Raw genomic sequence first — 23,361 nt, forward strand, 5'->3', positions numbered from 1 at the left:
GATCAAAGACTACCGGCACCGTGGACAATCCACACCACCGAAAGACAAAACAGGTTAATCACCAGATTGAGGGCGGCCTCTAGCAGAGAGCCGCCACTTTCGCAAGCAAGAGCGCAATAAAACCTACTGCCACACGTCAGCTATCTTTGCGACGCAACCGTGCGAGATCGGCAAACGGATTAACTTTTTTCTCCGCTGCGTCCTTCTCAGCCAGCTTTTCCGCCTCTTCCTCACTTATCACAAGCCCTTCGGGCAGGCTGGCGTCCGGAGCATGCGGATAAGGCTCCAGATCCAGAGCAAACTGCTCAACAGCGGCTTCCCCAAGGTCTATCGATTCCCCTTCATAGGGAATCTCATCGACGGCTTCCAGATCAGGGGCCGCACTTTCCTCAAAATGTTCTGCTGGCACAAACTGCACAGCAAAGGAGCCTGCAAGCATATCCTCAAACGGCTCCAGCGTGCGAACACATGTCTGTTTAAACCGCACGGCCAGCGCCCCGTGGGCGGACACAAGATCCCGCCGGCCCAGAGTGAGCGTATATTTGCAGCGGAACATGCTGATTTCAGGCAGACCAAGCCTTCTGGCAATCTGCCCACACTCCGCAGGCGTTGCCTCGACCGTGAGATCCAGTCCGGACGCGCCGATTCGACGCACGGCAACGGGACGGGAAAATTCCGGCTTATGGGGCATGGAAACCTCCTGAAACTCTAGCTTCTTAAAAAACAGACAGGCTTCCCGCTGCGGATTTGCAGGAGCACCTTTTTGCAGCCCTAACATAAAGTGCTCCAAGCGCAATGATCAGCCTGAAAACCCACCCCTGCCGCAATTCAGGAATTGACGCACAGAGCCCGTTGGGGCATCCGACAGAGTAGGTCTTCCTGCATGCCGCAGCCTGAGAGATCAGGCCTTCTCAGAGTGACCGCACAGATTTAGGGATGCCTTACCGCCATGACACCGCACCGCAAGAACAGTATGACGCGCTTCAGCACCGCCTGCGGTGCCCTTGCTGCGGTGTTTGTTATCTCCGGCTGTTCCGTGTTTGCCCCAAGCCCCATTCCGCGCGGCTCACTGGTTGAAGCGGATGATTACAACCAGCTGACACCGGGCACCAGCACACGCGCTGATGCGGTGGATCTTCTGGGCTCCCCCACCACCAAGGGAGCCTTTGACGATAATACGTGGATTTACATTTCCATGACCACCTACATGAAGCCGCTGGATTTTCCGGGGATCGACAAGCAGCAGGTGGTGGTTCTGAAATTTGATAACGCAGGCATGCTGCAAAGCCTGCGGACGCTGAACCGTAAAGACAGCCGCCCCGTAGGCATGATCAGCAAGGTCACCCCCACACCGGGCACCAGCATCAACATCCTGCAGCAGATTCTGGGCAATGTGGGCCGCTACAACCCGATGCAGAACATGATGAGCTCCAGCGGCAGCGGCACGGGTACCGGCATGATGGGCGGCAACAGCGGCCCGGGTCACTTCGGCGCAGGCAACTCGCTCTAACCTGCTTCCTGCCCTCAGGGCAGGATCAGTTTGACGCGTAACCCTCCGGCGGGCGAGACATCCAGTTCCATGTCTCCCCCATGCGCCCGCACAATATCGCGCGAGATTGTCAGGCCGAGCCCTGTCCCGCCCCCACGGCCACTCTCAAATGCCCGAAAAACGGATTCGCGTCGTTCCGGGCGGATCCCCGGCCCGTCATCATCCACCAGAACACAGATCCCTTCCTGCATGGCGTAAGCTGTGATGGCTATCGCACCGCCATGCCTGCGGGCGTTGTCCAGCAGGTTCGTCAAGGCGCGCTTCATGGCATCAGGCCGCATGTGGACACAAAGGCCGGGCTGCACCGTAACAGACTCAACCCGTGCCCCGGCCCGGCGCGCTGCTGTCACGACGTCCTCAATAAAGGGCACCATCTCGACCTGCTCCGGGGTTTCCGCCCCCTCGCCGCGGGCAAACGCCAGATAGCTGCCGATCATGTGTTCCATCTCGACAACATCGCCGATCATGTCATCGACGTCCTGCCGCAGTTCTTCTCCCTTAATCGTCCCATTACGGGGCATCATGGCCAGAGAAAGACGCAGGCGCGTCAGAGGCGTCCGCAGATCATGCGAGACACCGGCCAGAACGCCCGTACGCTGTGAGACAAAGCGATAGATCCGGTCTTGCATGCGGTTAAACGCCACAGCAGCCTTCCGCACCTCCTGCGCACCCTCCGGCTTGATAGGCCCGATATCCCGCCCCAGACCGAACTGCTCAGCCGCCCGCGCCAGACGGCGGATGGCCCGCACCTGATTGCGCATGAATAGGCTAGCCACCACAAAAAGCAGAATGGAGCTGCTGAGCGCCCAGCCCACAAAGAGCCAGATCTGCCCCATATCCAACCGCTTACGCGGCGCATCCACATCCAGCACCCCATCAGGCAACTGGATGGCAATTTTCACGGTGTGTGGGTCACTCTTCCAGTTCACAAAAAACGGATAATCAATGGCGCTATCCAGCGCATGCGCCAGATCATCATCCATCGGGCCGGTGATGTGGTTAAACCCGAAGCGGCGCAGACGGGCACCGGGGTGCCATGTTTCCACCAGTTGCAGATGGTCCCGCGCCTGCGCGACGAACCAGTCCTTGTCACTCCGCTTTTGCAGATGCTCCAGAGCATGGAGGGACAAGACAATATCGGCCGTCACACTGTCCGACAGACGGCGGGACACAACCTTGAGGAAGTTCCCGTAAAACAGTTCCAGCGAGATCGCCTGTGTGACCAGTAGCGGGATCAGCACGATCAGCAGAGAGCGCCCCAGCAGAGAGCGAGGCAGCACCCGCCGCACAGATTTTTCCATGCTGCGGGATTTCAGCACGCCCGAGGGGAAAAGCTTGAGAGGTCGCCTTTTCATACCCGCAACACTAACGCCGCGCCCTTACTGCACACCGGGCTTGAGCACATAGCCGCGCCCACGGATGGTGTGCAGAAAGCGCGGTTCACGCGGGTCCGGCTCAATCCGACGCCGCAGGCGTGTCACCTGCACATCCACAGCGCGCTCTCCAATTTCTGCCATATCCAGCGCACGGGCAATCTCTTCGCGAGAGAAGACCTCATTCGGACGCCGCGCCAGCACGGACAGGAGCGCTGCCTCACCGCCTGTCAGATGCACATTCCCATCCGGCCCGGAGAGCAAGGCCCGCACAGGGTCAAACTCCTTCTCGCCAAGACGGATAATCCGTAAATTGTCCGCTGCGGGGGCCGGGGCCAGTCGCCGCAGATGCGCCTTGAGCCGCAGCAGCAGCTCCCGTGGTTCAAACGGCTTGCCCAGATAATCATCCGCGCCAGCTTCCAGACCGGAAATGCGGTCCGCCGGCTCACCCCGAGCCGTTAGCAGCACAATCGGCAGGTCCTGCCCGGCATCACGCAGGGCACGGGTGAGTTCCAGCCCGTTTTCCCCCGGCATGGTCACATCCAGCACCATGGCGTCGGGCTGGATGCCCTGCAACGTCTGCCGGGCCTCCGCCGCGTTAGCTGCTACGCTAATCCGAAAGCCCTGTTCAGACAGATACCGTTGCAGCAGACGCCGCAGACGCGGGTCGTCATCCACCACAATGACATGCGGTGCCATGCCTTCTTCCGGCACAAGATCGCGGGGGCTAAGTTCCATTGCGTCCCTTTCTTCGTCCTGCGGCATCATCTGCCATCATGGCGCGACTGGTTTCAGAGAGCATCCCGTGCATCACGCGCCGGAAGCCCTCCACGGCCGCCCCGCCTGCTTCCCGATAGGCGGCACTCAGGCGCTGGCGCACAACGGCAAAAAGCCGGGCTTCCACAGCCTGCCCTTCTTTACTGAGTCGCAACAGGCGTTGTCGCCGGTCCCTCAGACTGGCCTCACTGTCCAGATAGCCGCGCTCCTGCAACTCCCCCAGTGTCCGCCCGAGGCTCTGCTTGGTCACACCCAGTGTGTCCTGCAGGCGGCTGACCGGAATACCGGGACTGAAGGCAAGCACCTGCAACACCCGGTAATGCGCGCTCCCCAGTTTTTCTTCCGTCAGAATCGGTTCCAGTGCTGCGGCCATGTCGCGCCCTGCCAGAAACATCATGGCCTGCGCCAGCCGGAGCTGCTCTTCCCGCAGGAACAGCAGGCCCGCCCCGGCTTCATCATGCGGGCGATATCCGGTTGTCATCAACGCCTGCCCTTTTGCCGCATGGCGTAGCGCTCAGACCGCAGCCGCACGTGCAACCGGTCGCCGCCCACTGAACCGGGCGCGCAGCTTGCCCAGACGCAGCACCCCGGCCAGACGACGGTCAATAAACGCGGCCAAAGCCGCTTCATTCTGTCCGCGCGCCAGCCAATAGAGCAGAGTCGTACCATACACAGCCCCGAGCGTCAGACGTTTGGTGACGTAGGTCATGCCCGACGAGTCATCCTGCGCCGCCTGCCAGATCGCATTGATGGTCCGCATCAGAGACCGCCGTAACGCGCCGCGCGCACAGGGTGTCGCCAGCGTTGCAAATCCGGTTCTGGCCCCGGCGCGCATGGCCTGATCCACTGGCAGACGCAGCAGAAGAGCCTGCCGGACGCGCTGGCTCAGGCGCGGTTCGGTTGTCTCAAGCATGGTGGCCACCATCTCGCGATCACACAGGTCAGACCAGACCTCGACCATTTCCACTGCCCCACCCGGAAACAGCAAATCCGCCTGCGGCCCGGCTACGTCCCGCAGCACAGGCACGCTCCAGCCCCGCTCCCCAGCCACAGCAGCCAGCTTACGCAGGGCGTCATCCCGCACGGCGTCCCGTTCTATGGGCGCGGGCATGCTGCCTGTGGCCAGTCCTGCCACGGCAAGAGAAATTGCCTGCTCGACCTTGCCCCATCCTATGGTCATGTCCGCACTCCGTATCGCGTTATCTCGGTGTCAAATCCGAGCTTTCCCAGATCATCCATTCGCATGGGATAGAGAATCCCGTCCAGATGATCCATTTCATGCTGCATGACATTGGCCCGGAACCCGGAGGCTACGCCTTCCACGGGCTGGCCCCTGTGGTCATATCCCGCATAGCGGACCCGTTTGTAACGCGGAACTTCGCCCCGCAGGCCGGGAATAGAGAGGCATCCTTCCAGACGCGGCACCTGCTCCTCCCCCACCGGCTCCAGAACCGGGTTGATGAGCACCTGCACACCGCACGGCGGATCCTCCTCGCCCTCGCTCCGGCTTTCCGGCACGGAATACAGGAAAAGCCTTTTTGAAACATAGACTTGCGGAGCCGCCAGCCCGACGCCTCCGGCATCTGCCAGCGTTTCCATCATGTCCTGAATCAGAAGCCCGATGTCCGGCGCACTGACGTCCGCCACATCTTCCGCCCGTTTGAGTAAAACCGGGTGCCCCATCCGTGCAATTTTTAAGATAGCCATACCCGCCTCCTTATAGCTCTATCAAATAGTCACAAGAGTTTGTTGCTGAGAGGCAAGAACGAATTGTGTCTTTCCGCAAGCCCGTGCTATAGACGCCGCCAATAGAGGAATCGGTAGCACGCAGGTGCTTTACCGATTCTTTTTCCATATCACGTCAAAACCGGGATTATCCGGGTTTTCTGAAACAGGGGTTAGTGGCCAAGTGCACGTTCTCGTCCGTGACAACAATGTCGATCAGGCTCTCAAAGCGCTCAAGAAAAAAATGCAGCGTGAAGGCATCTTCCGTGAAATGAAGCTGCGTCGTCATTTCGAAAAGCCTTCCGAGCGTAAAGCGCGTGAGTCTGCTGAGGCCGTGCGCCGCGCCCGTAAAATGGAACGCAAGCGTCTCGAGCGCGAAGGCTTCTAAAGCTTCCGCACTCCATGCGCTAAAAAGGGCGGGACACAGCACGTGTCCCGCCCTTTTTTTGTTTCGCGCCTGCATCATCTCAAGCACGTGCAGGATAACCCCGCTCAACCCAGAGCGCTTTCAGGCAGCACATCTCACTGCGGCCTATGCCGTTTTATCGCGTTCCTGAATGCCACACACCAGACACTCAACACGGCAAAACAGGCGACAGAACCGGAAGCAAGTTGCCCTGCCCCCGGCTCTCCCATCATCAGGCATTCCTTCTGCCTAACCAGAGCACTCAGTTCACATCCATAAGGCGATGAGACAGATAGACGGCTTCCAATGCACGCTCATGCGCCACTTCCGGCGCGTTGACCGTGCCGGAATGACCGCCTTCAATATCTTCATAATAGAAGAACGGTTTACCGAGCGCTTCCAGCCGGGCTGCAAAGCGACGGGCATGCACCGGGCCGACGCGGTCATCACTGGTTGCTGTAAAAATGAACGGCTCCGGGTAGGACACATCTGCTTTCAGATGCTGCACCGGAGAAATGGAACGCAGGAAATCCGCCTCTGCGGGCATAGACATGGAACCATATTCCGCAGCCCATGAGGCCCCGGCGGACATGGTTTCAAAATGCTCCATATCCAGCAGCGGCACGCCGATAATCACCGCGTTCCACAAATCCGGATGCTGCGTCATCTGCACGCCTGACAGCAGGCCACCATTGGAACGCCCGCGAATACCCAGATGGCGCGGGGATGTAATCTTGCGATTAATCAGATCCCGCCCGACAGACGCAAAGTCATCATAGACTTTCTGCCGCCCGGACTTCCGCCCAGCCTCATGCCAGGCTGGACCGAATTCTCCGCCACCGCGGATATTGGCCACTACATACACGCCACCACGATCCAGCCAGAGCTGACCAATTTCCGGCGCATAAAGCGGGGTATAGGACACCTGAAAACCACCGTAAGCCGTCAGCAGCGTCGGGTTTGCGCCGTTCAGCTTCATGTCACGCCGATGCACGATAAAGTACGGAACACGCGTGCCGTCCGTGGAGGTCGCCCAGAACTGCTCTGTCACCAGCTTGTCTGTTTTGAACCGAGCCGGAGCAGATTTGACCTTACGCGGCTGCCCTTTGCCCTCCAGCAACCAAAGCTGAGACGGCTCCAGATAGCCTTCAACGCTGAGAAACGCCGTATCCGATGCATGATCGGTATCGACAATATGGACCGACGTCATATCCGGCAGAGCAAGAGCCGTAGCCTGCCAGGATTTACCTGCCTGTGTGGGCGTAAAGCGCATGGCGCGGCCACGCACGTTATCAAACAGACTTACCAGAACGGTATTTTTAGTTACGCCAACCTGATCAATCGACTGAGAGGGGCCGGGCGTGAAAATCACCTGCCCACCCTGCTCCACCGCACCCGGATCAACCGAAAGCAGGCTACCGGCAGGAATGGTCGTCTGCCCGGCCGGATGCCAGTCTTCCTCAATAGAAACAATCAGACGGCCTTTGAGCAGTCCCTGAATTTCACTTTTAGCAGGCAGCGCCAGCCAGCGCAGGGCTTTGCCCCCGTCCACCACAGCATAACGCGTTTCAAAGAAGTTCACGCTCCGCTGGATCATTACCAGCTGATGCCCATCGCCATCTGTCAGCACCAGAGGCATGACGGCCATATCGGACGCCTCACCGCGGAAGAGTTCTTTCTCCTCCCCCGCTGCCGCCCCGCGCACCATGGTTTTGACCACAAACGGATACCCGGAGGGTGTCAGCGTGGTGCCTTTTCCATCCCAGTCACGGGCCAGCAGAATCGTGTTTGCATCCAACCAGGCGGCTGTCTGCTTGGAGCGTGAGAACACAAAGCCACCGGGCACAAACTGGCCGGTTTTACTGTTGAATTCCCGCAGCGTCTCGGCATCTTCTCCACCGTTGGACAGTGCCACAAGACAATGCTCATCTGCCGGGGCAAGGCAGTTTGCACCTTTAAAGACCCAGTTCACACCGTCCTGTTTCGCCAGAGCATCCACGTCCAGCCGCACGGCCCAATCGGGCGCTTTTTTCAGGTAAGAGGCCTGACTGGCTTCCCGCCAGATCCCATGCGGATGGGCGGCATCCTGCCAGAAATTCCAGATTGCCCCGCCCATAAGCGACGGCATAGCCAGACGGTCCGGAGCCTGAAGGCCAGTCAGCACGTCCTTATAAAACCCGGCATAGCGCGGGTCTTTTTCCAGCGTGCTGGTGGTGTGCAGGTTCTGGGCGCGCACCCACGCCATAGCCTGCTGCCCGTGGATCTCATCAAGAAACGTGGTATTTGTAGTCGCGGTGATAACCGGTGCAGCGCCTGCCTGAGTATCGGCCGCCTGTGCCAGCCCACCGGGTGCCGCTGCTGCCATGGCAAGCGCGGAGGCCGCCCCTGCCCGAATCCAATGTTTCAAACGCATTCTCACCGTTCCCGGAATTCTCTCATGTGTCATGCGGACTGTTTTTTCACCGTATTGAAAAACAGTCCACCAAAAGAAAAACCCCCGATGCGAGGCACCGGGGGCTTAATCTGCTCAGGCAGCCAAACAGCCGCCGAGACAGGCAGTCTTATTTCTGAAGCTTGTCCAGCTCACGAACAATGGCTTCACCCATGACGGACGTTCCGACACGAGCCATGCCTTCGCTCATAATATCCGCCGTGCGCAGGCCGCTTTCCAGCACGCGGGAGACGGCCTCTTCCACCATCTTCGCTTCGTCCCGCAGATTGAGCGAGTAACGCAGCAGCATGGCAAAGGAGAGGATCTGTGCAATCGGGTTGGCAATGCCCTGCCCGGCAATATCCGGCGCACTCCCGTGGATCGGCTCATACAGCGCCGCACATTTCCCATCGGCCCGCACCGCACCCAGCGTGGCGGACGGCAGCATACCAAGGCTGCCCGTCAGCATGGAGGCCAGATCGGACAGGATGTCACCAAACAGGTTGCCGGTCACAATCACATCAAACTGGCGCGGATTACGCACCAGCTGCATGGCGCAGTTATCAGCCAGCATGTGCGTGAGTTTCACATCAGAAAATTCACGCGCATGGAGGTCAGTCACAACCTCTTTCCACAGCAGGCCGCTTTCCATCACGTTGCATTTTTCAACGGAACAGACATGGCCAGACCGCTTGCGGGCCATTTCAAACGCCACGCGGGCCACGCGCTCGATTTCCGGCGTCGTATAGACTTCGGTGTTAATGCCGCGACGGGTGCCATCTGGCAGGGTTTCAATTCCGCGCGGGTCACCAAAGTAAATGCCGCCCACTGTCTCGCGGACAATCATAATGTCCAGACCACGCACCACGTCGGGCTTCAGCGTGCTGGCATCCACAAGCGCATCAAACACCTTGGCCGGGCGCAGGTTGGCAAACAGCTCGAGTTCCTGACGGAGCTTGAGAATGGCCACTTCCGGGCGCTTCTCAAAACCGACATGGCCCCAGCGCGGGTCCCCCACGGAGCCAAACAGAACTGCATCCGCCGCACGGGCTTTTTCAATCACCTCATTGCGGATTGGCTCGCCATATTCAGCCAGAGACGCGCCGCCGACCAGATCTTCCGTGATCTCAAACGCAATGCCACGGTTCTTTTCCAGCCAGCTGATAACGCGGCCAACTTCCCGCATCACTTCCGGACCGATACCATCCCCCGGCAGAACAAGCAGTTTTGCAGGCTGAGCACTCATGACTTTTCCAATTCTTCAATCAAGGGTGATTGTCGGCATCCAGGGGCGTTCCCCGGCAACCTTGTGTTCAAAGGACTTAATTTCAGTCTCGTGCTGAAGCGTCTGGCCAATATCATCCAGCCCTTCAAGCAGCATGTGCTTGCGGAACGGATCAATCTCAAACGGCACTTCCTCACCATCCGGGCGGATCACCACCTGCCGGGGCAGGTCGATGGTCAGCCGGGCATTGCTGCCCATGGTGGAATCAGACATCAGCTGATCACACACTTCACGCGGCAGCTTGATGGGCAGAATGCCGTTCTTGAAGCAGTTATTGAAGAAGATATCCGCAAAAGACGGGGCAATCACACAGCGAATGCCAAAATCCAGCAGCGCCCAGGGGGCATGTTCACGAGAAGAGCCGCACCCGAGATTGTCATAGGTGACCAGAATCTCAGCGTTCCGCCAGGGTGCCTTGTTCAGGATAAAATCCGGGTTTTCAGACCCGTCCGGGCGATAGCGCATGCTGTCAAACGCATATTTGCCCAGGCCCGTCCGCTGCGTGGTTTTCAGGAAGCGGGCCGGAATGATCTTATCCGTATCAATGTTGTCTTCCGGCAGAGCCGCAGCAACAGCGGACAGCGTGGTAAATTTTTCCATCAGACCAGCTCCCTCGAATCCGTCAGACACCCTGTGACAGCCGCCGCAGCCGCCATAGCGGGAGAGAGCAGATGTGTCCGCCCACCGGGGCCCTGACGCCCTTCAAAATTACGGTTGGAGGTTGAGGCGCAACGCTGGCCCGGCGTCAGCTTGTCCGGGTTCATACCCAGACACATGGAGCACCCGGCCTCACGCCATTCAAACCCTGCATCCAGAAAAATCTGGTCCAGACCTTCTTCTTCCGCCTGCATTTTCACCAGACCAGAGCCCGGCACGATCATGGCGCGCACGCCGTCCGCCACCTTGCGGCCTGCGGCCACCTGAGCCGCAGCGCGCAGATCTTCAATCCGGCTGTTGGTGCAGGAGCCAATGAACACGACATCCACCGGCGTTCCGGCAATTTTCTGCCCGGCTTCCAGCCCCATATAGTCCAGCATGCGCTGCATCTGCACCCGTTTGGACTCATCAGGCTCCTGCGCCGGGTCCGGCACTGTGCCCGTAATGGGCAGAACCGTTTCCGGGCTGGTGCCCCATGTCAGGCTCGGGGCAATATCTTCGGCCCGCAGAGAGACTTCTTTGTCAAAATGCGCGCCGTCATCCGTTGCCAGCGTGCGCCAGAAGGTCACAGCGTTTTCGAAATCTTCCCCTTTGGGAGCAAACGGACGGTTGCGCACATAGTCAAACGTCGTGTCATCCGGGGCCACAAGCCCGGCACGTGCACCGGCCTCGATAGACATGTTGCAGATGGTCATACGCCCGGCCATGTCCAGCCCGCGAATGGCAGAGCCTGCGAACTCGATCACATGCCCGGTGCCGCCAGCGGTGCCGATATGCCCGATAATGGCCAGCATAACGTCCTTAGCAGACACACCCGGGGCAAGCTCACCTTCAACCGTCACGCGCATGTTTTTGGCAGGACGCTGCAGGATGGTCTGGGTCGCCATCACATGCTCGACTTCAGACGTGCCGATCCCGAACGCCAGAGAGCCCATCGCGCCATGCGTGGATGTATGTGAATCACCACACACAATGGTCATGCCCGGCAGGGAAATGCCCTGCTCCGGACCGACCACATGCACAATGCCCTGCGAGGCGGAAAGCAGCGGGAAATACGGAACCCCGAATTCCTTCACATTCCGTTCCAGCGTTTCAATCTGGTTCCGGCTTTCCGGTTCTTCGATGGGTTTGGTGCGGTCAGACGTGGGAACGTTATGGTCCACCACAGCCATGGTCATTTCAGGATGACGCAGCTTACGCCCGGCCAGACGCAGGCCTTCAAACGCCTGCGGGCTTGTCACTTCATGCAGAAGGTGACGGTCGATATAAAGGATAGAGGTGCCATCCGGCAAAGTTTCGACAACATGGTGGTCCCAGATCTTGTCGAATAACGTACGCGGCGCCATGGCCCTCCCCTTTCATGGAACGGCACGGACTCGCGCAGATCAGCCTGAACTCAGCCCTGGTCTGACAGACGAAAAACCCGCGCCTTCATCTTCTCAGCACCCGAAAACCCGGCGAGCCGAAGCCCCACCGGGTTTTTGAGGTCAGGCAGGCCACCCAAAGGCAGCCTGCTTTAACGCGATATTAGCTGGCAGCTGCCGGAGCAACAATGTCACGCGGACGCTCAGCGATACGAGCGGATTTACCGCTACGGCCACGCAGATAGTACAGCTTTGCACGACGCACTTTACCGCGACGCACAACCTTGATTTCAGCAATGGTCGGAGCATACAGCGGGAACACACGCTCCACACCTTCACCATTGGAAATTTTACGCACGGTGAAGTTGCTGTTCAGGCCCTTGTTGGAACGGGCAATCACAACACCTTCAAATGCCTGAAGACGCTTACGCTCACCTTCAACAACCTGCACGGACACGCGCACCGTATCACCGGCTGCGAATTCCGGCACGGCGCGTGCGGCGGTCAGACGTTCGATTTCTGCAGCTTCATACTGCTGAATAATGTTCATTTCGGTATCCTTCCTCAAACCCCTGTTGGGTCTGTCTGCCCGTTTTTTCCGGTAGCAGCAGTCCCGTTTCTCTCCCTGCGAGCCAGCCAGGCAGACCACAGGTCCGGCCGTCTTTCCCGCGTGATTTCTTCCGCCTGCTTCTGGCGCCACGCAGCAATTGCCGCGTGGTTTCCTGACAGCAGGACTTCAGGCACGTTTTGACCTTCCCATACAGCAGGACGGGTATAGTGAGGATATTCCAGCAGGCCTTCGGAAAAACTTTCCTCAACCCCGCTTTCCTCACAGCCCATCACGCCGGGCAGCAGTCGGACGCAGGCATCCAGCAGCACAAGGGCGGCCGTCTCTCCGCCGGACAGAACATAATCCCCTATAGAGATCTGTTCGATTTTCCGGCTTTCAAGAACCCGCTCGTCCACCCCTTCAAACCGGCCACACAGCAGCACGAGGCCCGGCCCCTGTGCGTAACGCTGCACGTCCTGCTGGCGCAGTGGCCGGCCACGTGGTGTTAAGAACACCCGCGGCACATCCACCGGAGCCTGTGTGGCAGCCAGAGCGGCATCCACCACATCGGGGCGGATCACCATGCCTGCGCCACCACCAAACGGAGAATCATCCACCGCCCGATGCCGGCCCAGACCCTGCTCACGCAGGTCCTCCGCAGCACAGGACCACACACCGTTTTCCAGCGCACGTCCTGCCAGAGACAATCCCAGCGGACCGGGAAACATCTCCGGGAACAACGTCAGCACCGTTGCCTGCCAGCTCATGCCGCAGGCCCCGCCGCTTTAGCCGTTCCCACACCACGCCCTTCTTCACCAGAGACCTCAGCAGGGCGCACGATGGTGACCACCCGCCCCTTCAGATCAATCTCCGGCACGCAGGCGCGTGTGAACGGAACAAGCACGCCACCGGTCAGCTCCAGACTGGCGCCACCCCCGTAATCATGCACCATGACAACCTGCCCTAAAGAGCAGTCGCCTTCCCGCGCCTCCATGCCAATCAGATCAGCATGGTAGAATTCTTCTTCCTCAGGCTCGGGCAGCACATCACGCGGCACAAAAAGACGGGTATTGACCAGCGCCTGCGCTGCGGTCCGGTCGGCCAGAGGCTTACCCTGCGCATCGCGCAGTTCCGCCACACCGTCCGCCCCGCGCCAGCGCAGAGACCATTCCCGCCCCTTTTCATCCACCAGAACCTTATAGGCTTCCAGCGCGGCCGCATTGGCAGCGTAGCTGTGCACATGCACAAGCCCACGCACGCCATGCGGTCTGCCAACAACGCCTATCTGGATAAGGTCTGCGCGCATGATCGGGTCAGCTTAGCTCGCTCTGGCCTCAGGCTGCGGCTTCAGCAGCTGCAGCAGCGGCTTTTGCGCGTTCCTGGGCTTTCTTCTTCGGAGCAGATTTCTTGGGCTGCTCGTTATAAGCGGGCTTGGGAGCCAGACCAGCGTTACCCAGGAAGCGAGCAACACGGTCGGTTGCCTGCGCACCCTGAGACAGCCAGTGCGTGATGCGCTCATCAACCAGACGCACGCGTTCTGCATGGTCGGACGGCAGCATCGGGTTGTAAGACCCTACTTTTTCAATAAAGCGGCCATCACGCGGGGAACGGCTATCAGCCACCACGATGTGGTAGTAAGGACGCTTCTTGGCCCCTGCACGGGCAAGACGAATTTTAAGACTCATTCAGACTTCTCCAAAACCCTGAAAAACTTCGGATAGAAACAGGCCGCTTCAGCGGAAGGGAGAACCGCCACCCGGCGGCCCTCCACCCATTCCTTTAGGCATGAGCGCGGACATTCCCTGGCGCATGAGACCTTTCACGCCCAGCTTGTTAAAGCGCTTCATCATCGAGGACATCATATCAAACTGCTTGAGCAGCTTGTTGACCTCCTGAACACTCGTCCCTGACCCGGCTGCGATCCGCTTTTTGCGGGAAGCCTTGATAACGGCCGGCGCTTTACGCTCGCCCTTGGTCATGGAAGAAATAATGGCCAGATGCGTCTTCAGGATGGAGGTATCAAGGTCCTTGTCGCCAATGGCTTCCTTGATTTTCCCCATACCCGGCAGCATGCCGACAATTCCGGAAATAGACCCCAGCTTGCTGATCTGTTTGATCTGCGATGCGTAATCATCAAGATCGAACTTGCCGGCCATCATCTTCTTGGCCAACCGTTCCCCTTCTTCATGATCAAGGGTATCAGCCGCTTTTTCCACCAGCCCGGCAATATCGCCCAGGCCCAGAATACGGCCGGCAACACGCTCGGGGTGGAATTCTTCAAGCGCATCCAGCTTTTCACCGGAACCGGTCAGCTTGATGGGTGCGCCGGTAATGGCCTTCATGGACAGGGCCGCGCCACCGCGTGCATCACCGTCCATACGGGTCATTACCACGCCGGTCACGCCCACGGCGTCATTAAACGCCTTGGCCGTGTTCACGGCGTCCTGCCCGGTCATGGCATCCACAACCAGCAGAGTTTCAGCAGGCTGGGTCACGGCACGAACCTGCCGGACCTCTTCCATCAACGCTTCGTCAATAGACAGACGGCCCGCTGTATCGAGAATAACAACGTCGTAGCCTTCGCGCCGACCCACATCCATCGCACGCTGTGCGATTTCAACCGGGGTCTGGCCCGCTACGATCGGCAGAGAGGCGACATGCGCCTGCTCGGCCAGCTGCGCCAGCTGCAACTGAGCTGCCGGGCGCTGGGTATCCAGAGACGCCAGCAGCACCTTCTTCCGCTCACGCGTAGAGAGGCGCAGGGCGATCTTGCCGGAGGTCGTGGTTTTACCAGACCCCTGCAAACCCACCATCAGGACGAGCACAGGCGGCGTGGCGTTCAGGTTGAGGGGGACAGCGCCCGCCCCACCAAGGGCATCAATCAGCGCATCGTTAACAATTTTCGCAACGGCCTGACCGGGGGAAATGCTTTCCAGCACCTCCGCACCCACGGCGCGTTCCTTAACCTTGTTAACGAAGTCCTTGACCACAGGCAGCGCGACGTCTGCATCCAGCATAGCCAGACGAACTTCGCGCATTGCCTCCATAACGTCGGCTTCTGACAGCGCGCCACGTTTGGCGAGTCCATCAAAAACCCCGGAAAGCCTGCCTGAAAGAGCCTCGAACAAAAGCGTAATACCCCAAAAGGAGACGCGCCACTGCGCGAACACTCGCGGAGTGGCGGTCCTGATTTGTGAGAGGGAGTTACAACCCCACTCTCACCGAGTCAAGAAACGTCTGTTTTTTACTTGTCAGACGCCGGCGGGGCCGGGTGCTCAACTTCGCGCAGCTGTTCCATCAGATCATGGATTTTAGTCTGACGTGCCTTGACCTGAGCCAGCTGGTCGGCCGTCAGCACATCATGGATGCGGGACGCGACTTCCAGATGGCGCGCCTCAGCCTGCGCACGCAGAGTTGCCTGCTGCTGCTGCAGAGTCGCGATCTTGTCTTTATCGACCGGACCCGGCGTCGTCAGGATATCCTGAATCTGCTGATGAATTTTGGAGGATTCATCACGCATATCGTCAGCATGGTCCTGATCGTGGGCTTCACGCAGGATGGTGTCGATCTTCTTGCGCTGCTGCTTCGTCAGGTCCAGCCCTTCCAGCATGCTCATGCCGCCACCATGGCCACCCGGCATGCAGGCACCCGGACCACCGGGGCCGCCCGGCGGCGGGAAGCCACCACCCTTACCGGGGTGGGCGTGGGCAGGCAGAGCTGCAACAGACAGGCCAATAACCGCTGCTGCGGCAAGGAAACCGTTTCTGTAATTCATGGGCTCTTACAACTCCTGAAAAAATTCTATGTCCTGAGAGATACTTGGCGATCATTTCTGCACACGCAAGGTGCGTCACCACAGTGTCATCAGGGAGCTTTTGTCTCAGCTCATGGAATAGATGATGACCAGAACCGGAATCAGTCCCAGCAAAAACCATGATCCCATGGCACAGGTCGCAACAGCATGGGCAACACGCCCCTGCAACCGTGCCCGTGAACCGGGACCAGACAGAACCTGACGCCGAGGTTCTCCACCTTTGGATTCATATCGCATCTGAATGCTCCTCATCCGGTGACATGACCTTCTTTTTCAGGCTGAGAGAACGCGCTCGTCCATCAGTCTGTAAGGTCATATCTGGAAGCAGACCGGGGCAAATTCATGGCATGTCGGTGTCGATCAACACACAAAACACGGCCCCGTGTAGCAAACAGGCTCAGCCCTTATGCAAAAGCTCTAAAAAATGAGCTGCATCCGTCACATCGCGCAGTCGGGTAGCTATGCGGTCCGTCACGTCCGTATCCTCGCCCCAGATCGCCATCTGTTCGCGCTCATCCAGTGTGGCGCAGGCCACCAGCTCTTCCGGCGTGCCCTGCCCTTTGACCAGAACCAGCCCCAGATACAGGCTCCCCAGCGCAGGCACGGCCACACCCAGCACCGCCAGCTCTGCATCGGAAAGAGACTCGAGCAGAGCGCGCAGAGTTTTCATCGTGGTGTCCGGCTGGGTGATGGGCATCACCCCTTCCGTCGTGCACAGCTCCATACCGAAGGTGTCCTGACACCAGTCCAGCCAGGGGCTCCATAGTTCACGCTGGCGTCGCGCCAGTCTGGAATTTCCGGCCTCGCGGTAACACAGCAGGTCACTGCCCGCGTACGCCAGCAGGCTGTCAATCACGCCCGCCCGTGCACCGGGAATCCGCTCCAGCATGGAGCCCGCAATGCGAGTCAGCGGCAGATCTTCCGGGCGGAAATGCCCGCCCACAGTCAGGCCAGCCGCATGCCATTCCGCAGCCAGCGCATCAGCCAGAGCGCGGGAGGACACAGAGAGCATGGTCTTTTCCGGCAACCGGACAGGCCTGCCGTCCAGCTGCACGGCAAAGCCCTCCTGCTCCGGCACAACCGTCGCCTGTTTCCAGAACCGTTTACGTGCGCCGGCCGGGGCTGGTTTTTTTTCCAGATCGCTCATTTAAACAGCCCCAGTCCGCGCAGCATGTTCATCACCTTTCCATCTTTTCCAGCTTTGGGGGCAGACGGTGCAGGACCAGCGCCCCCTTCCCGCGCGGCAGAGAGCAACGTGGGGCAATTATCATTCCCGCCATCATCGCCGCCGATATTCAGGCCGTAGCGCCCGCCATAAGACGGCTCCATTTTCGGCACGGGAGCCGCAAAGGTGCCCGTCACCCGCAGGTCAGACGCGGCTGATGCCCCGCCCAGCAACACGCGTGGCGAAAGATGCAGGTCCAGCGCATGCGTCCCCAGACCAACCGTGCCGTGGCCATGCAGGGACAGGAAGGGGGCTTCCATAGCCAGCAGATCAATCTGCGCAGCCCCGTCAGCAATCTGCATGTGCGTACCAAAGCACCGCACGGGCATTTTGCCTTTCAGCGGAATATCCGGCCCGAGCAAATTACGGAGCGCGGCACCCCCAATGGACCCATCCACAACAGACGCGCCGATATGCCCGGCCAGCGTACGCCGGCGGGTTTCATCATCATCGCCCTGCATGCTGACAGTGCCGACAAGCATCAGCGGCCCCTGCATCAGAGAGGGCGCACCCATCCACCCCTGCACGGCAGCCACCGGCAGAACGACCGGATGCATTGCGACCTCGTAGGCCGGGATATTGCCAGAGGCATCATAAACAAACCGGGCGGACTGCGCCGTGCCGGAACCTTCGGCCTGCACAGGGTCCGCTACCAGTCGCCCACCCTGCACCACAACGTGGCTGGTCAGCTGAGTCCATGTGAGGTCACGCCAGGCAACATGCGGTGTTTCCACATTGACGTTCAGCGTCAGGCCACGCACCACGTCCTGCGGCGCATGCTTTTTGACCAGCGCCAGCGTGGAGGCTGTTTCCAGATGCCCGTCCACCTTGACGTTCTCCGCCGTCGGGAACGTGCCGCCGGGTGCGAGCTGGTCCAGCACACCATGCACCTCCACAGAGGAATGCCCGCCGCCCAGCGTTCCCGCCAGCTTCAGATTGGACGCCCCATCGACAAGGGTCAGATCCACAGGCGTTTCCGTTTTTTCCGGAGCCAGGGCGAGAGCCGTCATCTGCGCCAGTGTGCCGAGTGTGCCGCGTAGCCCCAGAGCCTGCGCCCAAAGCTGGCCGTCAATCTGCACAGCCAGAGGCTCATCAGGCTTTGTGGCGTCCAGCATGGCGCGGTTCAGCTTGCTGCCGGGCACAAAGCGGCCCAGCTCAACCTGCCCTGTATGCACATGCAGCCCTTGGGCCACCGGCTGCTGACCGGCCCCGGCAATCTGCGCATCGACGGAAATATTTTGTCCGTCCGGCAAATCAGCCCGCGGGAAGAACTGCTCCAGATCCCGCAACTGGCCCAGCGAACCACCGACCTGCAACGCGTAAGCGCGCGCGCCATCCGGGTCCGTGACGGTACCATCCAGATGTGCCAGCCCGGCGGGATGACCAGCAATCGTCAGAGCGAGTTTGAACTGCACAGGGAAGTCTTTGGCCCGCACCGGCAACAGGCGGCCTGTCTGGCCGGTCAGGACAAACTGGCCTTTGCCTTTCTCGCCCTGCACGTCAAAGCTGGGTGTGGCACCATCCAGATTTTTTGCCTGAATATGCCCAAAGCCGATCTGGCCGGTTTTGTGCCGAATCTGATCATCCCACCGCACATCCGCCTTGGAAATACGGACCGTGGAGACGCTGACATCCCAGTGCATCTTGCCGGAAGACGGACTGCCCCCTCCGGTGTCCGGGCGCACAGGCGGCGTAAAGACCCAGTCCGCCCGGCCATCCGGCAGACGGCGCAGAGAGACGCGGGGCTGAATGATGCTGACATCATTAAACACAATACGATGCTGGAACAGCGGCAGCAGACCGAGGCGCGCGCGGACTTCCCCCGCATCCACCATATTCGGCGCAGGCTGCCCGCTTTCTGCTGCATCTGCCTCTTCCACACCGGAAAAATGCACACCACGGGCTTCCACCCACGGGAACGGCAGGAGCCACACATGCAGCTGGTCAACCGTCAGATGGCGGCCTGTCTGTTCTTCCACAGCCGCCACCAGCCGCACCCGCAGCCAGTTTGCATCCTGCATGGCGGAGACAACGCTGCCCCCGCCGACCAGCAGCACAGCAGCCCCGGCTACCAGACCGATCTTCCATTTCAGCCGCATTGGCTTTCCTCCTGTGTTCCGGAAGTCGCTGTTATCCGCCGCGACGAGACGGTTTGGGCGTAGCCCCCGGCGCAAACCCCAGAGCACGGAAGGTCTCACGCATATGCGGCGGGAGTTCGGCAGTCACAATCAGCCGCCCCCCTGCCGGGTGTGGCATATCCAGTTGCCGGGCGTGCAGATGCAGCTGGTCCGTAAAGCCATCCACATGCGCGGTAGCCCCACCGTATTTCGGGTCACCCAGAATGGGCGTGCCGAGCGATTCACAATGCACACGCAGTTGATGCGTCCGCCCCGTGAGCGGAGACAGCGCCAGCCATGAGAATTTGCGCGCAGCCGAATCCACAACCTCATAGGTCGTGCGGGCATACTGGCCGTCCGGGTCCTTGCGGTCCGCTGCCACCATAATGGCATTGGCACCCACACCAAGACGCGCCAGAGGCTGATCAATCTCGCCCGACATCGGGTCAGGACGGCCCACCACAACAGCCCAGTAGGTCTTTTTCACATCCCGCCCACGGAAGGCTTCCGCCAGCTTGGCGGCCACACCGGGGGTGCGGGCCAGCAGCAGCAGACCGGATGTATCCCGGTCAATCCGATGCACCAGACGCGGGCGCGGATCATCCGGCTCGGCCCGCAGGCCATCCAGCATCATATCCACATGCTTGGTAATGCCGGGGCCACCCTGCACCGGCAGGCCAGCGGGTTTGTTCAGAACAATCACCTGCTTGTCCTGATACAGCACCATGCCCTTGATCTCGCGCACCAGCCGCTCATCCAGCGGACGCGGCGCATCCTTTGCCGGTCGGGCCGCCATGGGGATGGGCGGCACGCGCACGGACTGGCCCGGCTGCAGGCGGGTAGATGCCTCAACACGTTTACCATCCACCCGAATCTGGCCGGTACGGCACAGCTTTTGCAGCGCGCCCTGCGTCAGATGCGGGTAATGGCGACGAAAATAGCGATCAAGGCGAATATCCGCCTCGTCCTCGCTGACAGTCAGAATCACAACACTCATGCGACGATATTCACGACTGACGCCGATCCCGCAAGCGGGCCCATGTTTCCAGACGGTGGCGGATCTCCCGCTCAAAGCCTTTTCCGGTCGGATTATAGAAGGTCTGGCGCTTCATCTCATCGGGAAAATAATTCTGCCCGGAGAAGCCTTCGTCCGTATCATGATCGTACTGATAGCCCTTTCCGTAGCCAATTTCCTGCATCAGCTTGGTCGGCGCGTTCAGAATATGCGCAGGCGGCATCAGGCTGCCAGTAGCTTTCGCGGCACGGCGCGCCGCGCCATAGGCTTTATAAACACCGTTAGATTTGGGTGCCGTGGCCAGATGCACTACAAGCTGCGCCAGAGCCAGTTCTCCCTCCGGTGAGCCAAGACGCTCATAGGTTTCCCACGCGGCAATGGCCAGCGGGAGCGCCTGCGGGTCGGCCATCCCAACATCTTCCGCCGCAAAGCGCGTCATGCGGCGAGCGAGGTAACGCGGGTCTTCCCCGCCTTCCAGCATCCGGGCGAACCAGTAGAGGGCGGCATCCGGGTCCGACCCGCGCATGGATTTATGCAGGGCGGAAATCAGGTTGTAATGCTCTTCCCGGTCCCGGTCATACAACACGGCGCGTTTGGCCAGCAGACGGGCAAGAGCCTGTGCATCCAGCGGCGCATCCGTTTTCAGGCTGAGAAGCTGCTCCACCATGTTCAGCAGATAACGGCCATCACCATCCGCCATGGCGCGGAGGGTGCCCCGACCTTCTTCCGTTAGCGGCAGAGGTCGCCCGGTTTCTTCCTCAGCCCGCGCCAGCAGGGCTTCTTCCGCCGGGTCATCCAGCCGGTTCAGCACCATCACCTGACAGCGGGACAGCAAAGCCGAATTGAGCGCGAAGGACGGATTTTCCGTTGTTGCCCCAACCAGCACAATCGTGCCGTCTTCCACCACAGGCAGGAAGCCATCCTGCTGGGCACGGTTGAAGCGATGAATTTCATCCACAAACAACAGCGTGCCACCACCGGCTTCTGCCTGCCTGCGAGCGTTTTCAAAGGCTTTCTTCAGGTCCGCAACACCGGAAAACACAGCGGAAAGCTGGACAAACCGCAGTCCTGCCGCCTGTGCCAGCAGGCGGGCAATGGTCGTTTTCCCCACACCGGGGCCACCCCAGAGAATCAGGCTGGCCAGAGACCCCCGCTCCAGCATCCGCGTCAGCGTGCCATCCGGCCCTAGCAGATGCCCCTGCCCGACCACATCTTCCAGCCGGTCTGGCCGCAACCGGTCCGCCAGAGGCTGATTAGGCGCAGGGCGACCCGGATGCGCAGCGGACGAATCACGGTCCAGTGGCGGAGCCTGATTGCCAAAAAGATCCGCACCCGGAGCCATGTCCGAAGGTGTTGTGCGCCGTGCCGCCATACCTGCCTGTCCTGAAGAAATACTCACCCCTGATATCGGACTGCGCTGCCTGTTTTTCCACCTCTGCGCTCAGAAGAAAGTCCGGCTACCCCGCCTGCGCTGTTTTATTCCGGCTGTGCAGGCAGCGTGAAGGTGCCCGCAGGAATGCTAATCCCACTCTTCACATCAAACAGAGTCACGCGCGTCTCGCGCCCCTGTGCATCCACCACGCTCCATGAGCGCAGCGCCACCGGGTTATCATAAAACACCAGCGTCAGGCTGCCATCCCCGGGAGAAGAGGTGCGCACGACCGTCACCTGCACCAGCCCGCCTTCATGCTGGAAGCCGGTAATGGTGACATCATTCGCCAGACTGACATGCTGCCGCAGCAAGAGGCCCAGCGGTGTGCGCTCCATGGGGATAACGGTTGTCTGATCAAGCTGGTTATCGCGGAACACCACCTTGCCCTGATTAGCTACCAGCAACAGCGGCGTTGGCGGGTCATACGCCAGCCGCATCTGGCCGGGGCGCTGCATCAGCACAACACCGGTTGTGCGTTTTCCGTCCGCATCCAGCTGCTGCATATGCGCCTGAAAAGTGGTGACGCTGTTGAGCGCCTTTTCAATCTTCCCCAACCAGACCTTGTCGGACGCGGAAAGCGTGATGCCCTGCGGTGCGTCGGCCTGCGGGGCGGCCTGAGCCGCCTCCTGCGCCATGGCAGGCGCGACAGGAGCCAGAGCGCTCACACCGCCCCCCACAGAAAGAGCCAGACAGAGGGCTGAAAATTTGCCGGAACGTGATGTCATACGCGCTGTCATTCCCATTGGTGACCACAAGCCGCCAGCAAACACCTTGCCCGGGCCTTTATTATGGCACGCGCAGTATGCCACCTGCCGCAGCGGGATAACAGAGGTGCGTGTTCAGGAACTGCCGATCAGCACCCCGGCCAGAAAAACCAGCGCCCCGCCAAACACAATCTGCACAATGGCCGAACCAAAGGGGGTGTCCTGATAGCGCCAGCGGATCCATGAGATCAGGAACAGTTCAATCACCACCACAGCAATGGCCACAGTCATGGCCGCGCTAAAGGACTCAATCAGGAACGGCAGGGTGTGGCCAATACCACCGGCCATGGTCATAGCCCCACACACCAGCCCGCGGATGAGCGGCTTGCCGCGCCCGGACAACGCGCCATCATCCGAAAGCGCTTCCGCAAACCCCATGGAAATCCCGGCCCCTAACGAGGCTGCCAGCCCGACCAGAAACGCGCTGTGCGGATCATGCGTGGCAAAAGCTGCGGCAAATACCGGGGCGAGCGTGGAGACGGAGCCATCCATCAACCCGACCAGACCGGGCTGGACAATCTGGAGCACAAAACGCCGCCGGGCGTTCTCGTCTTCATCGTCCCGCTTGTCATCCGTCAGATGGCGGGAGGCCATATCGCTGGCGGCCCGGCCATGCTGGTCTTCCGCTGTAGCAAGATCCCCCAGCAGTTTCCGGGTTTCGGCATCATTGGTGCGGAGGGCGGCCTGCCGGTAAAAGCGGGCAGCGTCCCGCTCCATGTCTTCCGCATAGCGCCGCACAACCTCGACGCGGAAATCTCACAGAAGGGTTGTACATCGGGTTAGATTATGAAAAAGTCTGTTTTGTAGAAAAGAAATTTCCATAATCATCAAGAAAACCCGATGCAGACAGAGTGTAGCGCAGGCGCGTATGAATTTC

The 23,361-nt window shown here is 60.0% G+C and carries 24 protein-coding genes and 1 pseudogene; 2 read left to right on the plus strand and 23 right to left on the minus strand.

Annotated features, from left to right (window positions below; translation table 11 throughout):
• Nucleotides 1–136 precede the first annotated feature (136 nt).
• Nucleotides 137–691 carry a YceD family protein gene (locus AD928_RS12070; RefSeq protein ID WP_061492047.1) on the minus strand — a complete coding sequence of 185 codons (555 nt, stop codon included), beginning with the start codon at nt 689–691 and terminating at the stop codon, nt 137–139.
• Nucleotides 692–949: 258 nt separating this feature from the next.
• Between AD928_RS12070 and AD928_RS12075 the strand changes: the two genes are divergently transcribed.
• Nucleotides 950–1,510: an outer membrane protein assembly factor BamE gene (locus AD928_RS12075; protein WP_043550594.1), complete on the plus strand. Its 561-nt coding sequence runs from the start codon at nt 950–952 to the stop codon at nt 1,508–1,510.
• A gap of 14 nt (nt 1,511–1,524) precedes the next feature.
• On the opposite strand, the gene AD928_RS12080 is transcribed toward AD928_RS12075, so the two are convergent.
• The 5 genes from AD928_RS12080 to def are packed head-to-tail and all read right to left on the minus strand — an operon-like array spanning nt 1,525 to nt 5,406.
• Nucleotides 1,525–2,904: an ATP-binding protein gene (locus AD928_RS12080; RefSeq protein WP_062250830.1), complete on the minus strand. Its 1,380-nt coding sequence runs from the start codon at nt 2,902–2,904 to the stop codon at nt 1,525–1,527.
• A gap of 24 nt (nt 2,905–2,928) precedes the next feature.
• A complete protein-coding gene (locus tag AD928_RS12085; protein WP_197056217.1) occupies nt 2,929–3,660 on the minus strand; it encodes a response regulator in 732 nt (243 codons plus the stop codon).
• Nucleotides 3,650–4,180 carry a MarR family winged helix-turn-helix transcriptional regulator gene (locus AD928_RS12090; RefSeq protein WP_043550590.1) on the minus strand — a complete coding sequence of 177 codons (531 nt, stop codon included), beginning with the start codon at nt 4,178–4,180 and terminating at the stop codon, nt 3,650–3,652. Before AD928_RS12090 ends, AD928_RS12085 begins: the two co-directional genes overlap by 11 nt.
• A gap of 33 nt (nt 4,181–4,213) precedes the next feature.
• Nucleotides 4,214–4,879 (minus strand): ubiquinone biosynthesis protein COQ9, encoded by a 666-nt coding sequence (locus AD928_RS12095; RefSeq protein WP_062250833.1) that lies wholly within the window; start codon nt 4,877–4,879, stop codon nt 4,214–4,216.
• Nucleotides 4,876–5,406, minus strand: coding sequence for a peptide deformylase (gene def, locus AD928_RS12100; protein WP_062250835.1), 531 nt, complete (start codon nt 5,404–5,406; stop codon nt 4,876–4,878). The genes AD928_RS12095 and def overlap by 4 nt, the downstream gene beginning before the upstream one ends.
• A 202-nt stretch (nt 5,407–5,608) precedes the next feature.
• Between def and rpsU the strand changes: the two genes are divergently transcribed.
• The gene (rpsU, locus tag AD928_RS12105) at nt 5,609–5,812 is read left to right on the plus strand and encodes a 30S ribosomal protein S21 (protein WP_006557524.1); all 204 of its coding nucleotides are present in this window, start codon (nt 5,609–5,611) and stop codon (nt 5,810–5,812) included.
• Nucleotides 5,813–6,092: 280 nt separating this feature from the next.
• Here rpsU and AD928_RS12110 read toward each other — a convergent pair whose 3' ends face one another.
• The 17 genes and pseudogenes from AD928_RS12110 to AD928_RS12185 form a co-directional block, all read right to left on the minus strand.
• Nucleotides 6,093–8,243, minus strand: coding sequence for a prolyl oligopeptidase family serine peptidase (locus tag AD928_RS12110; protein ID WP_233420066.1), 2,151 nt, complete (start codon nt 8,241–8,243; stop codon nt 6,093–6,095).
• 148 nt (nt 8,244–8,391) lie between these two features.
• Nucleotides 8,392–9,507, minus strand: coding sequence for a 3-isopropylmalate dehydrogenase (gene leuB / locus AD928_RS14825; protein ID WP_062250836.1), 1,116 nt, complete (start codon nt 9,505–9,507; stop codon nt 8,392–8,394).
• Nucleotides 9,508–9,522: 15 nt separating this feature from the next.
• Nucleotides 9,523–10,146 carry a 3-isopropylmalate dehydratase small subunit gene (gene leuD, locus AD928_RS14830; protein ID WP_061508735.1) on the minus strand — a complete coding sequence of 208 codons (624 nt, stop codon included), beginning with the start codon at nt 10,144–10,146 and terminating at the stop codon, nt 9,523–9,525.
• Nucleotides 10,146–11,549, minus strand: a complete 1,404-nt coding sequence (gene leuC / locus AD928_RS12125) for a 3-isopropylmalate dehydratase large subunit (RefSeq protein WP_043550580.1) — start codon at nt 11,547–11,549, stop codon at nt 10,146–10,148. Before leuC ends, leuD begins: the two co-directional genes overlap by 1 nt.
• A gap of 181 nt (nt 11,550–11,730) precedes the next feature.
• Nucleotides 11,731–12,117 (minus strand): 50S ribosomal protein L19, encoded by a 387-nt coding sequence (rplS, locus tag AD928_RS12130; RefSeq protein ID WP_062250839.1) that lies wholly within the window; start codon nt 12,115–12,117, stop codon nt 11,731–11,733.
• 14 nt (nt 12,118–12,131) lie between these two features.
• Entirely contained in the window at nt 12,132–12,884 is a 753-nt protein-coding gene (trmD, locus tag AD928_RS12135; protein WP_061491763.1) for a tRNA (guanosine(37)-N1)-methyltransferase TrmD, read from the minus strand.
• Entirely contained in the window at nt 12,881–13,423 is a 543-nt protein-coding gene (gene rimM / locus AD928_RS12140; protein ID WP_062250840.1) for a ribosome maturation factor RimM, read from the minus strand. The genes trmD and rimM overlap by 4 nt, the downstream gene beginning before the upstream one ends.
• A gap of 28 nt (nt 13,424–13,451) precedes the next feature.
• Nucleotides 13,452–13,802 (minus strand): 30S ribosomal protein S16, encoded by a 351-nt coding sequence (rpsP, locus tag AD928_RS12145; RefSeq protein WP_061491761.1) that lies wholly within the window; start codon nt 13,800–13,802, stop codon nt 13,452–13,454.
• A 48-nt stretch (nt 13,803–13,850) separates the two neighbouring features.
• Nucleotides 13,851–15,245: a signal recognition particle protein gene (gene ffh / locus AD928_RS12150; RefSeq protein WP_062250867.1), complete on the minus strand. Its 1,395-nt coding sequence runs from the start codon at nt 15,243–15,245 to the stop codon at nt 13,851–13,853.
• A gap of 116 nt (nt 15,246–15,361) precedes the next feature.
• Nucleotides 15,362–15,892, minus strand: a complete 531-nt coding sequence (locus AD928_RS12155) for a Spy/CpxP family protein refolding chaperone (RefSeq protein ID WP_062250841.1) — start codon at nt 15,890–15,892, stop codon at nt 15,362–15,364.
• Nucleotides 15,893–15,997: 105 nt separating this feature from the next.
• The gene (locus AD928_RS14835) at nt 15,998–16,168 is read right to left on the minus strand and encodes a hypothetical protein (RefSeq protein ID WP_156102490.1); all 171 of its coding nucleotides are present in this window, start codon (nt 16,166–16,168) and stop codon (nt 15,998–16,000) included.
• Nucleotides 16,169–16,328: 160 nt separating this feature from the next.
• A complete protein-coding gene (locus AD928_RS12160) occupies nt 16,329–17,078 on the minus strand; it encodes an ATP12 family chaperone protein (RefSeq protein WP_062250844.1) in 750 nt (249 codons plus the stop codon).
• A complete protein-coding gene (locus AD928_RS12165; RefSeq protein WP_062250846.1) occupies nt 17,075–19,255 on the minus strand; it encodes an AsmA family protein in 2,181 nt (726 codons plus the stop codon). The genes AD928_RS12160 and AD928_RS12165 overlap by 4 nt, the downstream gene beginning before the upstream one ends.
• Nucleotides 19,256–19,286: 31 nt before the next feature.
• Nucleotides 19,287–20,270 (minus strand): RluA family pseudouridine synthase, encoded by a 984-nt coding sequence (locus AD928_RS12170; RefSeq protein ID WP_061508739.1) that lies wholly within the window; start codon nt 20,268–20,270, stop codon nt 19,287–19,289.
• Nucleotides 20,271–20,280: 10 nt separating this feature from the next.
• A complete protein-coding gene (locus AD928_RS12175) occupies nt 20,281–21,660 on the minus strand; it encodes a replication-associated recombination protein A (RefSeq protein WP_062250849.1) in 1,380 nt (459 codons plus the stop codon).
• 104 nt (nt 21,661–21,764) lie between these two features.
• On the minus strand, nt 21,765–22,355 hold the full coding sequence (locus tag AD928_RS12180) for a LolA family protein (RefSeq protein WP_373320536.1): 591 nt from the start codon (nt 22,353–22,355) through the stop codon (nt 21,765–21,767).
• A gap of 204 nt (nt 22,356–22,559) precedes the next feature.
• Nucleotides 22,560–23,231, minus strand: a pseudogene (locus AD928_RS12185) (ferritin family protein); the annotation flags it as partial.
• Nucleotides 23,232–23,361 lie beyond the last annotated feature (130 nt).

The sequence above is a fragment of the Acetobacter cerevisiae genome, from assembly GCF_001580535.1.
GTDB classification, from domain to species: domain Bacteria; phylum Pseudomonadota; class Alphaproteobacteria; order Acetobacterales; family Acetobacteraceae; genus Acetobacter; species Acetobacter cerevisiae.